Genomic DNA, 12,512 nt, shown 5'->3' with positions numbered 1-12,512 from the left:
CCTCCTCAATGATGAGCCACCCGTATGGAAACCTCAGTAGCCCCTGCTCTCCCCACTTACAGCCCCGAGGAAGAGCACCTGGTTATCCGCAACCACCAGGGCGTCCCCGTGGGTATCAAGCCGCACACCAAATGGACCCCGAAGAAGATCGCCCTGTGGGTCGCAATCACCGCCCTGGGCGTGCTGGGGTGGTGGATGCTCGCCGTGGCGCGCGGCGAGAGCGTCAACACGATCTGGTTCGTGGTCACCGCGATCTGCACCTACGCCATCGGCTACCGCTTCTACGCCCTGTACATCCAGCGCACCATCATGCGGCCCGATGACACCAACGCGACTCCGGCCGAACGCATTAACAACGGCCGCGACTTCGACCCCACCCACCGCGTCGTCCTGTACGGGCACCACTTCGCCGCCATCGCCGGCGCCGGCCCGCTGGTGGGCCCCGTCCTGGCCGCCCAGATGGGCTACCTGCCGGGCACGCTGTGGATCATCCTCGGCGTGATCGTCGCCGGCGCGGTGCAGGACATGCTGGTGCTGTTCTTCTCCATGCGCCGCGGTGGCCGCTCCCTGGGGCAGATGGCGACCGACGAGATCGGCCGCGTCGGCGGCACCGTGGCCACGGTGGTCGTCCTGGTCATGCTGATGATTGTGCTGGCGGTGCTGGCGATGGTGTGCGTCAATGCGCTCGCCGAGTCCCCCTGGGGCGTCTTCTCCGTCGGCTGCACCATTCCGATCGCCATCTGCATGGGCCTGTGGCTGCGCTTCGTCCAGCCCGGCCGCATCACCCAGGTCTCGCTCGTCGGCTTCGCCGTGCTCATCGGCGTCATCATCGCCGGACGCTGGGTTGCGGAGTCCTCCTTCGGCCAGTACCTGCACCTGTCGCCCACCACCCTGGTGTGGTGCATGATCGTCTACGGCTTCCTCGCGGCCGTCCTGCCCGTGTGGGTGCTGCTCACTCCGCGCGACTACCTGTCCACCTTCATGAAGGTCGGCACCATCGCGGTCCTGGCCGCCGGCATCATCATTGTGCGGCCCCTGGTGGAGATGGCCGCCGTCTCCGAGTTCGCCCTTAACACCGACGGCCCCGTGTTCGCAGGTCAGCTCTTCCCCTTCCTGTTCATCACCATCGCCTGCGGCGCCCTGTCCGGCATGCACGCCACCGTGTCCTCCGGCACCAGCCCGAAGATGATCCAGAAGGAGAGCCAGGTCCGCATGATCGGCTACGCCGGCATGCTCATGGAGTCCTTCGTCGCGATCATGGCCCTGGCAGCCGCGGTCTCGCTGAGCCCGGGCATCTACTTCTCCATGAACACCTCCGCCGCCACCATGAACGCACTCGCCGGCGACGACGTCATCGCCACGGCGTCCAACCGCGAGGAGGTCGCCGCGGCCGCCGTCGCCAACCTCCAGGTGACCGACGCCCACGGGGACTCGCTGGTTCCGGTGTGGGACTCCTGGGACGAGAACGGCAATCCGAAGACGTACACGGGCGCCGAGGCGCTGGAGCAGGTGGCCTCCGACGTCGGCGAGCCGAGCATCATCTCCCGCACCGGTGGCGCCCCCACGCTGAGCGTCGGCATGTCGCACATCCTCCACCAGATCGGCGGCGGCCGGACGATGATGGGCTTCTGGTACCACTTCGCCATCATGTTCGAGGCGCTGTTCATTCTTTCCGCCGTCGACGCCGTCACCCGCGTGGCCCGCTTCCAGCTCGGTGACGCCCTGGGCAACATCTGGCCGAAGTTCCGTGACCCGTCCTGGCACGTGGGGGCATGGGTGACCACCGGAGTCGTCGTGGCGGCCTGGGGCTCGCTGCTGCTCATGGGCGTGACCGACCCGCGCGGCGGCATCCAGACGCTCTACCCGCTGTTCGGCATCGCCAACCAGCTCATCGCGGCCATCGCTCTACTGATGTGCCTGGTGATGACGGTACGCAAGGGGCGGCTGAAGTACGCGTGGATCCCCGCGATCCCGCTGGCCTTCGACACGGCCGTCACCTTCACGGCGTCGTGGCAGAAGATCTTCTCCACCGATCCGCAGGTGGGCTACTTCCAGCAGTGGCGCGACGCCCGGGCGCTGCTGCCCGCGCTCACTGACGCGGAGGCGATCAGTGTGCAGCGCGCCATTATCCGCAACACCATGATCCAGGGAACGCTGTCGGTCGTGTTCCTCGCGCTCGTCGTCTTCGTCATGCTGTGCGCTGCCATCACCATGGTGCGTGCCGTGCGCGCGGGCGACACCACCACCTCCGAGGATCCGTATCAGGAGTCGAACTTCTACGCCCCGAGCACCTGATCGCCAGTCCGCTGGAGAAGAAGCTTGTCAACGAGTATGCGCTCGTCGGTGATCCGGCGCTCATTCCCGGCGGCGCACGCGCCGGCGCCCCGACGGCCGCAGCCAACGACGAGGACCGCTGACTTGACCGGGGCGACCACAGAGGTGAGCGAGGTAGTCGGAGCGCCGGTGCCCGCCGCGTCGCGGAGTTTGGCTGCGGCGCGGTGGGCGGGCCGGATTCGCGCCTGCCTGTCCCGGGCGCGCGGGTTGTGGCGCGACTTCACCGGCGAGTCGGCGTACGACCGCTACGTCGAGCGGCACCGGCGCGAGCACCCCGACCATGCCCCGCTGACGGCGCGCCAGTGGTGGCGGGCCCGTTCCGAGTTCGACGAGCGCAATGTGAGCACCGGCTGCTGCTGATTGGGGTCGGCTTGGGGACGGTGGCCGCCTTAGGTTTCGGGTGCGTTTACTACGCCGGTTCACCGTTTGCTACGCCACTTAGCCGTTTGCTGTATACCTCCGCGCCCTTCAGCAGGCCGTTAACTAGCGTTGTTAACGGCGAAGTGGCGTAGTAAAGGCGCGGCGGGGTGGCGGGTGCTCACGGGTTGTCTGGGGCTGTGGCGTTGGTGCGGCGGGGCCGCCTGGAGGTGGCGAGAGCGGTGGTTGCGAGTGTTGCGTGTGATGCAGTTGGGGTGTATGGGGCTGGTGTGGTGCCCGCGGGGAAGTCACAATTCGGTCTACAGTACAAAGATAGGTATATTTTGACCCCGACTTTTCCGCATGACTTCGTTGAAAGTTGGTGGCTGGAGGCGCCTGTGGGGTGTCGGTGGCGCTTGGCTTGTTTTCAACGAAAAGTGGTAGTTTTGGCCTGGTGCCAGTCGGTCCCGTGGGGTGCTTGCGGAGCCGGTGGCGATCTCGAGCCTGGAAGTGGCGGAACGGCGCGGTTTCCAGGGGTAGGGGTCAGGAAGCACCTCGCACCTTCAGGTGCATTAAGACGTCCTCACTTACCTCGTAAGGAGGATAGTAGGCTGTCGTCAGGAAGCACCTCGCACCTCAAGGTGCATTAAGACCTCCATGCGCTTTTCGACCCACCCGGTTTTGCCGAGTCAGGAAGCACCTCGCACCTTCCGACAAGCCGGCGCGGGCGCCTGCTGAAGGTCGCCGCGCTGGTGGGACGCGTCCCGGAGGGGCGGGAGATGTACGCACTCGGGCGGTGGATCAGGCCAGACGGTTCCCGGGGTAGACGCACGTCGCGGTTCATGACGAGCCGTCACCGGAAGACGCCCCTGGCGGGCTGCACGACGGCGGCCTCCCAGGGGTGCGGTGTCAAAATCGATGACAAACGCGCGTCGTCACCTCCTGGCGCGATTCGGCGCCCGCATGATTCCAACGTTTCGTGCGTCGCCGTCGACGTCGCCGGACCCGTTTATCATAGATTTTGACACTCACGGTCGCCGCCCAGCGCAATACACGGCGACGAACCACCCGCACCCCAAACCGAAAGACTCCCGCGATTCGGCCCCGGCGGAACGACGTCGCCCAATCCGCGACACACGCGGGTCGGGCCGATACGGGCCGCTACGATTCGCTAAGTGACCGACGCGACTAAGCCCCCGACCACCTTCGACGACGGCGCCACCACCGCCCCCGACCGCGAGGAACTGACCTGGGAGCTGTTCGGCCGCGCCGAACGCGAGCTGTCCGCACAGATCGTGGCCTCCGGCTGGGTGCCGGACCTGATCATCGCCATCGCCCGCGGCGGCCTGATCCCCGCCGGCGCCATCGGCTACGCGATCGGCGTCAAGGCGATGGGCACAGTCAACGTCGAGTTCTACACCGGGGTCGGCCAGACCCTGGCCGAGCCGGTGGTCCTCCCGCCGCTCATGGACGCCTCCGACCTTCCGGGCAAGAAGGTGCTGGTGGTCGACGACGTCGCCGACTCCGGCAAGACCCTGAAGATGGTGATGGAGCTGCTGCAGCACCAGGGCCTGGACCTGGGCGGTGAGACCATGGCCGTGGATGCACGCAGCGCGGTGATCTACCGCAAGCCGCACAGCCTCGTCGAGCCCGACTACTGCTGGCGGGTGACCGACAAGTGGATCAACTTCCCCTGGTCGGTGCTGCCTGTCATTACCGCCTCCTCCCTGGAGCGGAATACCGCCAACCAGTGCGCTGCCGACCACATCGGAGGCTGAGGAGCCAGCGTGACCATCCCTGACAAGCCCCGGGTTCCACCCGCCGACGCCGAACAGGCCGGCACTGCCCGCTCGGCTACTCGCACCGGCAGCGCCGCCCGCGCCCTGGCCGCGCTTTACTTCGGCGTCGTTCTGGTGGCCGTGCTGTGGCCATCGGGGGATGACATCGCCGCGTTCAAGGACGGACTGGGACCATGGTTCCTGACACTGCGCGGCAAGGACATCTTGCTGAACTTGATCATGCTCGCACCCCTGACCCTCCTGGCCACGCTTGGCTGGCCGCGAGTGCCCTGGTGGGCCTGGGCGCTGGCAGGCTGTGCCGTGGGCCTGGGGGCAGAGCTCGCGCAGTGGGTGGCTCCGGGTCTGGACCGCCGCCCCTCATTTGCCAACATTCTTCAAAACGGCGTCGGCGCCTGGGTGGGGGCCGCACTGGCCGGAATGCTGCTGCACCGGCGCCGGCCGGAGCGCCGGCAGCACCCGGGACGATCCCACAGAGCATGACGATGGAGCACAACAAAGGCCCGGACCAACAGTTGGCCCGGGCCTTTTCCGTGCGCGGGGGGGGACTCGAACCCCCATGATCGCAAGATCACACGGACCTGAACCGTGCGCGTCTACCAATTCCGCCACTCGCGCTTGAGTGATCTCATGCTATCGGCAACTCGGTGCCCGCGTCCAATCCAGTTCGCCACTCACAGCCGTGAAACCGCTCACCCGCCATCGTCCGCCCCTGCGCAGCCCCGCGACAACCGGGGCCTGTTTCGCCTAGTATCCACAATGCCTGCAACCCTGATCGCAACACAGCCGTCGTACTGGTCTTCCCGTCACGCGGGCCACAGCAGCTACCATTGGGCCAGGTCACCTCTGGAATCCTGCCCATATGCACACCGTCCTCGGGCAGTGCCGGTATCGTGGCCCGATCAGGCCGCGGGCCGGGCAGTCGCCCGCCTCGCGGACGGCAGCGGCGCCGCCGCAGCCGCTCCAAAGCACACGGGGAGGTAGTCCATGGGTTTCCTGGACAAGTTCGAGAAGGGCGTCGGCAACGTCGCCAATCGGGCCATGTCCCGGTTCTCCGACGACGTTGAACCCATAGAGATCGCCTCTAAGCTGCGGGAGACAATGGACAAGCGCGCCGCCTCCTTCGCCCGCGACCGCTCCGTGGTGCCCAACGTGTTCCGCATCCACCTGGCCCCCAGCGACGTTGAGCACCTGGGCACCTGGGGCATGGATGAAGTGGTCCGGCAGATGGAGGAAGTGACCACCACCCACGCCGGCGAGCAGGGCTACTCATTCGTCGGCCCGGTCGACGTCTCCTTCCTGGCGGACGAGCGCCTCACACCCCCCATGATCGAGATCGAGTCCTCCACCCGCCGCGGAGCCGCCGCCCCCGCTGCCGCCGCCACCGCCTCCCCAACCCACCCCATCCTGGACATCGACGGGCAGCGCTACCTGCTTACCGGTCCCGTCACCGTGATCGGCCGCGGCAGCGAGGCTGACATCATCGTGGACGACTCCGGCGTCTCCCGCCGCCACCTGGAGATCCGGCTGACCCAGGGCCACGCCATTGCCACGGATCTCGGCTCCACCAACGGCACCTTCGTCGAGGGCCACCGGGTCGACGCCGCCACCCTCCTGGACGGCAACACACTCACAATCGGACGCACCCGGATCATGTTCTGGGACGGCACGCAGGGCACAGGGACCAACGGGTGAGTGAGCTCGCATTCACCATCGCCCGACTGGGTTTCCTAGTCCTGCTGTGGGTTTTCGTCTTCCTCGTGGTACGCGCGCTGCGCCGCGACGTCGCCGACGTCTCCACAGCCCCGGCCCGGCGCCGCTCCACCCGTGAGTCATCCCCAGCCGGCCGGAACCGCGGACCCACCCGCCTGGTAATCACCGAGGGCCCCCTGGCAGGTTCCATGGTGCCGTTGACGCCCACTTCCATCACCATCGGCCGCGACCAGAACTGCACACTCGTGCTCAACGACTCCTACGCCTCTTCCCGGCACGCCCGCGTATTCCCCAAGGATGGCGCCTGGTGGCTGGAGGACCTGTCCTCCACGAACGGCACCACGCTGGCGGGGCGCCCCGTGTACGGTGCCGTTGAACTGCCTGTAGGAGTGCCGGTGCGAATCGGCCAGACCACCTTGGAGCTGCGGCCATGACCATCTCCCTGCGCTACGCCGCCAGGAGTGACGTCGGGCTGGTGCGCGCCTCCAACCAGGACTCGGGCTATGCCGGCCCGCACCTGATGCTGCTGTGCGACGGCATGGGCGGACCCGCCGGCGGAGATATCGCCTCCGCAGTAGCGGTTGAGCACCTGGTGCCCCTGGACGCCGACTCCCACCAGGCCGGGGAGCTCCTCGACCTGCTGCGCGACGCCGTGCAGGAGGCACACAGCGACCTCATCTCCCTGTCCAGCGACAACCCCGACCTGGCCGGCCTGGGGACCACCTGCATCGCCGTAATGCGCTCCGGCAACAAGCTCGCCATGGTGCATGTGGGCGACTCGCGCGCCTACCTGCTGCGCGACAGCGAGCTCACCCAGGTCACCACCGACCACACCTTCGTGGAGTACCTGGTGGAGACCGGCAGGCTCACGCGCGACCAGGCGCGTCGGCACCCCCAGCGCTCAGTGCTGCTGCGCGTACTGGGCGACGCCGAGGGTGAGGTCCAGCTGGACGAGTCCATCCGCGAGGCAGTGCCCGGCGACCGCTGGCTGCTGTGCTCCGACGGCCTGAGTGGTCCCGTCTCCGCCGAGACGATCGGGGAAGTGCTGGCCACCGTGGAGGATCCCGGCCAGGTCGGCGACCAGCTCATCGACCTTGCCCTGCGGGCCGGCGGACCGGACAACGTCACCGTGGTGGTGTTCGACGTCGTCGACGACGACCCCCAGCCGCAAACCGATACCCAGATCGTGGGCTCCGCGGCCAACCGGCGCGCCCGCCTGCACCAGGCCGCCACCGGCAACAATTCGCATTCCTCCCCGGAGCCGGCCGAGCCCGTAGAGGCCACCACGCCGGCCGCCAAGGCCGCCGCCCTGGTGGCCGGCCTGGACTCCACACCCCCGCCCACCGACACCGCCGAGGAGGAGGCCGTCGCCGCCCAGGCCCGCACCGAGCTCGCCCGGCGCCGCGTACGCCGGCTGCGTTCCGCGATCGCCTCCCTGATCCTGCTCCTGGCCCTCCTAGGATCCGGGGCACTGGGGTACCAGTGGACCCAGTCCCAGTACTACGTGACCACCCTGAACGGCCAGATCGCCATCTACCAGGGCATACCCCAGTCGGTCGGACCGTTCTCGCTCAGCCACGTGGTGCAGACCTACAGCCGGCCCGGCGTGGATGAGCTCAACGAGCAGATCCTGGCCAAGCTCGAGCGAACGGTGCAGCAGCCCTCCCTGGATGCGGCCCGCCAGTACGTGCGCACCACGGTGATGGACAACCTGGTGGACGTTCCAGAGGAACAGCCCACACCGGAGCCGACGCCGACCCGCTCTCCCACTCCCGCACCGACTAACTCCCCGGCGCAGACCCAGCGACCCACGCCGTCCGCGAGCGCGACGCGCACGGCGTCCTCCTCCTCAACCCGCGCCCTGGGGAGCACCCAGCCGGTGCGGTCACCCCAGGCGTCCCAACGGCAGCCGGGGCAGCCGGATCCTGGCGCGATACCCGCTGAAGGACCTGCCGGGGGCCCTGCTGAGGGATCTGCTGCATGAGTTCACCCACCTTCCGCCCCGCACCGGTGCCGAGTTCGGCGTCGGCCCAGAGCACGGGCCGCTGGGCCGAGGCCGGGCTACTCATCATTGCTCTGGTCATCGGCCTGGCGGCGTTCGTGCTCACCGCCATCAACCGCACTGGCTCCTCCCCGCCCAGTCGCTTCAGCTCGCCGCCGCCCTCGCAGCGGTGTGCCTGGTGGTGCACCTGTGGGTGCGGCGTACCGCCCCCTGGGCGGATCCGGTACTGCTGCCGACGGCGGTCGCCCTCAATGGCATCGGGCTGGCAATGATCCACCGGCTGGACATGTCCTATGAGCGCTTGGGGCAGACCCACGACTATGGGCCCAAGCAGGCGGTGTGGACCGCGCTCGGTGTATTCCTGTTCTGCCTGGTGCTTCTGGTGCGTGACTACCGGTTACTGCGCCGCTGGGATCACCTGGCCATGTGGGGCGGTCTGGGGTTCTTGGTGCTGCCGTTCGTGCCCGGGCTGGGCACGGAGATCAACGGCGCCCGCATCTGGATCCGGCTGGGGCCGATGTCCTTCCAGCCGGCGGAGCTGACCAAGGTGGCGCTGGCGATCTTCTTCGCCTCCTTCCTGGTGTCCAACCGGGACAACCTGGCCCTGGCGGGCCGCCGCGTGCTGGGGGTGAACCTGCCGCGCGCCCGCCACCTGGCGCCCCTGCTGGTGGTGTGGGGCGTCAGCATCCTGGTGCTGGTGCTCCAGCGGGACCTGGGCTCCTCGGTGCTGCTGTTCGGACTGTTCGTGGTCACCCTGTACGTGGCCACGGACCGGCCCAGCTGGCTGCTTATCGGTGCGGCACTGTTCGTGCCGGCGGCATGGTTCGCGGCCACCCACCTGGCGCACGTGCAGCAGCGCATCACCGCCTGGCTCAACGCCATGGACCCGGGCGTCTACGAGATGCCGGGCGGCTCCTGGCAGCTGGTGACCGGCCTGTTCGGCATGGCTTACGGCGGGCTGATGGGCACCGGCTGGGGTGAGGGCTACCCGAACCTGACCACCTTCGCCAACTCCGACTTCATCGTCGCCTCCCTCGGGGAGGAGCTGGGGCTGACGGGCACGCTCGCCATCCTCATGCTCTACCTGATCCTGGTGCAGCGGGGGCTGCGCACGGCCCTGGCCCTGCGGGACGGCTTCGGCAAGCTGCTGGCGACCGCCCTGTCCTTCACCATCGCCCTGCAGGTGTTCGTCGTAGTCGGAGGTGTCACGCGCCTGATCCCGCTTACGGGACTGACCACCCCCTTCCTCGCCTATGGCGGCTCCTCCCTGATTGCCAACTGGATCATCCTGGCGCTACTGGTACGCCTGTCCGACGCCGCCCGCCGCCCCACCGCCGCCGCCCCCCGCATCATCGACACTGCGGAGCTGCCCTCCTCGCTGCGCAAGCGGGTGCGTGACGCCGACGACGCCGCGGACGCTGAAGCTAGCGACGGCCCGCCCGCCTTCACGCCCGCGCAGCCAGCACCTAAGGAGGGCAGCGCATGAACCGGCAGATACGACAAGTCACTGTCCTAGTGCTAGTCATGATGCTTGCGCTGGCGGCTTCACTGACCAGCGTCCAGGGCCTGAGCCGCCCAGCACTGTGGGAGTCATCCTCCCGGCAGGGCACCCTGACGACGGACGCGCGCAACTCGCGCATGGTCTACGCCCAGTTCGGCACCGACCGCGGGCAGATGCTGGCGGGCGACACCGTGATTGCCGACTCTCAGGCCTCCGACGACGCTTACACCTACCAGCGCACCTATCCGGGCGGGGAGCTGTACGCCCCGGTCACCGGCTACTTCTCCACCTCCTTCTCCTCCATGACCGGCCTGGAGCTGGCTGCCAACCCCGTGCTCAACGGGGAGGACCCCTCCCTGTTCTCCAGCCGCATCAAGTCCCTGATCACCGGCGAGACCCAGCAGGGCGGTGCCATCAAGCTGACCATCGACCCGCAGGTGCAGCAGGCCGCCTGGGACGCCCTGGGTGGCCGCCGGGGCAGCGTCGTCGCCATCGACCCTTCCACCGGTGCGATCCTGGCAATGGTCTCCTCACCCTCCTACGACCCCAACCTGCTGGCCTCCCACGACGCCGACACCGCCCAGTCCGCCTGGGATACCCTGGCCGCTGACCCCGCCAAGCCGCTGAGCAACCGGGCCATCGCCGGTGACCTGTACGCACCCGGCTCGACCTTCAAGATCCTGACCATGGCCGCCGCCCTGCGTACCGGAACGGCCGGTGCCTCCACCGAGGTGGAGGCACCGGACACCCTGACCCTGCCGGGCACAAACCACGCCCTGTCCAATTACGCCGGTGAGTCCTGCGGGAACGGCAAGGTCACACTCACCTACGCCTTCGCCGAGTCCTGCAACACTCCCTTCGCCCAGCTGGCCATGGACGTGGGCGACGAGGAGCTGGCCACCGAGGCCGCCAACTGGGGCTTCGGGGAGAACCTGGAGATACCTCTCACGGTCACCCCGTCCATCTATCCGGCCAACGACTCGCAGGCACAGACCGCCATGGCCGGCATTGGGCAGGCGTCGGTGCGGACCACCCCGCTGATGATGGCCTCGGTGGCGGCAACCATCGCCAACGGCGGTAAGCAGATGACCCCGTACCTGATCTCGCAGGCACTGGACTCGGACCTGTCAGTCGTCTCCACCACCTCGCCGTCCGTCGCACGCACGCCGATCGACTCCAGCACGGCGCAGACCCTGTCGGAGATGATGCAGCAGGTGGTTACCGACGGCACCGGCACCACGGCGCAGGTGGCCGGGGTGACCGTGGCCGGCAAGACCGGCACCGCCGAGACGGGCTCGGCCGAGGGCGGTCCGGTCACCTGGTTCGTCGGCTTCGCCGGCACCGATATCTCCAAGCCCACGATCGCCCTCGCCGTCGTCCTGGACGGCGGCGAGCAGACTGCCACCACCGGTACCGGCGGCTCAGTTGCGGGACCGATAGCCGCCTCCGTCATTGATGCGGCGGTGGATCAGTGAAACCCGAGCCTGGACTGGAGCTGCAGGGGCGCTACCGCCTGGTAGAGCGCATCGCCCTGGGCGGCATGGGGGAGGTGTGGCGCGCCACGGACCTGCGTTCCGGGCGCGCGGTGGCGGCGAAGATCCTGCGTCCCGAGCTCGCCGGGGATGAGATCTTTCTGTCCCGGCTGCGGGCCGAGGCCGCCAACTCCCGGGGGCTGCGGCACCCGAACCTGGCCGTGGTCCTGGACTCCGGTGAGCGGCGCGGCTCCGGCTGGATCGTCATGGAGCTGGTGCAGGGCAGGGCCCTGTCAGACATCCTCGCCGAGCGGGGCACCATGCCCCCGGAGGAGATCCTGCCGATCCTGGCACAGGTCGCCCGCGCCCTGCAGGTGGTGCACGACTCCGGCGTCGTGCACCGGGACGTCAAGCCCTCGAACATCCTGATCAACCGGGAGGGGCTGGCCAAGCTCACCGACTTCGGCATTTCCATGGGCGTCAACCAGCGGCCCATGACAGCCACGGGCATGGTCATGGGAACGGCTCAATACCTGGCCCCCGAGCAGGCCATGGGCAATATGGCAACGCCGTCCGGGGACTTGTACGCGCTGGGGGTCATCGCCTACGAGGCACTGGCCGGACGGCGCCCCTTCACCGGCTCCACCCAGGTTGACATCGCCTTCGCCCATGTCAACCAGCCGGTTCCACCGCTGCCCGACGATCTGCCGGAGCAGGTACGGGAGGTGGTCATGGAGCTGCTCGCCAAGAAGGCCGCCGACCGGCCCCGCACCGCGCGTGAGCTCGCCCGCCGCCTGGACCGGATTGTGGTCAACCTGCCGGCGGAGTCCTGGGATCCGCGCCAGGCCCCCACCTGGCGCGCCACCGGGCGCAGGCGCGCCGAGCGCCCTGGCGGCAGTGGCGGCTCTGCGGCCGGGGGCGCCGATACCTCCGCTACCACCGGCGCCGCTGGTGCCACCGGGAACGCCGCCACCGGCAACAGCACCAACGCGGGCGCAGGCGGGCAGCCGACCGCGAACCAGCCGCATACCGCGGTCGGCGGCGCGCAGGCGGACCGGGAGCCGCCCACCGCGACCCGCTCCATCCCCGCTGCGGATCAGACCCGCTCCGCCGTCGCCGACGCCCCCGAAGCCGGTCACGCGGCAACCCGGCACGCTTCCGGCAGGGAACGGTTCGGGCTGCCCGCCGGCACCATCCGGATCGTGGTCATCATCCTGATCCTGCTCGCTCTGCTGTTAACGACGGGTACCCTTGCTTCAGCGCACCCGGGCGCCTCACGTGATTCAGCGGTCGCGTCAACCACCTCTTCAAAGGAGGCACTGTGACGATTCAGTCCC

General features: G+C 68.5%; 8 protein-coding genes, 1 tRNA gene and 2 pseudogenes. 10 read left to right on the top strand and 1 reads right to left on the bottom strand.

Going from position 1 to position 12,512, the window contains the following annotated elements; translation table 11 throughout:
- Window positions 1–24: 24 nt before the first annotated feature.
- The 4 genes and pseudogenes from CWT12_RS00140 to CWT12_RS00125 all read left to right on the top strand — a co-directional run bounded on the left by CWT12_RS00140 (window position 25) and on the right by CWT12_RS00125 (window position 4,970).
- Window positions 25–2,417, top strand: a pseudogene (locus CWT12_RS00140) (carbon starvation CstA family protein).
- 1 nt (window position 2,418) lies between these two features.
- The gene (locus CWT12_RS13555; protein WP_337247894.1) at window positions 2,419–2,694 is read left to right on the top strand and encodes a YbdD/YjiX family protein; all 276 of its coding nucleotides are present in this window, start codon (window positions 2,419–2,421) and stop codon (window positions 2,692–2,694) included.
- Window positions 2,695–3,866: 1,172 nt separating this feature from the next.
- A complete protein-coding gene (locus CWT12_RS00130; RefSeq protein WP_161923217.1) occupies window positions 3,867–4,469 on the top strand; it encodes a phosphoribosyltransferase in 603 nt (200 codons plus the stop codon).
- A 9-nt stretch (window positions 4,470–4,478) separates the two neighbouring features.
- Window positions 4,479–4,970 carry a VanZ family protein gene (locus CWT12_RS00125; protein ID WP_237564212.1) on the top strand — a complete coding sequence of 164 codons (492 nt, stop codon included), beginning with the start codon at window positions 4,479–4,481 and terminating at the stop codon, window positions 4,968–4,970.
- Between the two features lie 51 nt (window positions 4,971–5,021).
- Here the strand turns inward: CWT12_RS00125 and CWT12_RS00120 are convergent.
- Window positions 5,022–5,105: transfer RNA gene (locus CWT12_RS00120), tRNA-Leu, on the bottom strand.
- A 369-nt stretch (window positions 5,106–5,474) separates the two neighbouring features.
- Here CWT12_RS00120 and CWT12_RS00115 point away from each other — a divergent pair.
- The 6 genes and pseudogenes from CWT12_RS00115 to CWT12_RS00090 all read left to right on the top strand — a co-directional run bounded on the left by CWT12_RS00115 (window position 5,475) and on the right by CWT12_RS00090 (window position 12,500).
- Window positions 5,475–6,182: an FhaA domain-containing protein gene (locus tag CWT12_RS00115; protein ID WP_161923216.1), complete on the top strand. Its 708-nt coding sequence runs from the start codon at window positions 5,475–5,477 to the stop codon at window positions 6,180–6,182.
- A complete protein-coding gene (locus CWT12_RS00110; protein ID WP_161923215.1) occupies window positions 6,179–6,634 on the top strand; it encodes an FHA domain-containing protein FhaB/FipA in 456 nt (151 codons plus the stop codon). Before CWT12_RS00115 ends, CWT12_RS00110 begins: the two co-directional genes overlap by 4 nt.
- Window positions 6,631–8,184, top strand: a complete 1,554-nt coding sequence (locus tag CWT12_RS00105) for a PP2C family protein-serine/threonine phosphatase (protein WP_161923214.1) — start codon at window positions 6,631–6,633, stop codon at window positions 8,182–8,184. The genes CWT12_RS00110 and CWT12_RS00105 overlap by 4 nt, the downstream gene beginning before the upstream one ends.
- Window positions 8,181–9,688, top strand: a pseudogene (locus CWT12_RS00100) (FtsW/RodA/SpoVE family cell cycle protein). Before CWT12_RS00105 ends, CWT12_RS00100 begins: the two are co-directional and overlap by 4 nt.
- Complete coding sequence (locus CWT12_RS00095) at window positions 9,685–11,178, top strand: peptidoglycan D,D-transpeptidase FtsI family protein (RefSeq protein ID WP_161923213.1); 1,494 nt, start codon at window positions 9,685–9,687, stop codon at window positions 11,176–11,178. The pseudogene CWT12_RS00100 and the gene CWT12_RS00095 overlap by 4 nt, the downstream one beginning before the upstream one ends.
- Window positions 11,175–12,500 (top strand): serine/threonine-protein kinase, encoded by a 1,326-nt coding sequence (locus CWT12_RS00090; RefSeq protein ID WP_161923212.1) that lies wholly within the window; start codon window positions 11,175–11,177, stop codon window positions 12,498–12,500. Before CWT12_RS00095 ends, CWT12_RS00090 begins: the two co-directional genes overlap by 4 nt.
- The last annotated feature ends 12 nt before the right edge of the window (window positions 12,501–12,512 follow it).

Origin of the sequence: Actinomyces sp. 432 (genome assembly GCF_009930875.1) — a bacterium.
In the GTDB taxonomy this organism is placed as follows: Bacteria; Actinomycetota; Actinomycetes; order Actinomycetales; family Actinomycetaceae; genus Actinomyces.
This window is presented reverse-complemented; position numbering and strand designations above follow the sequence as displayed.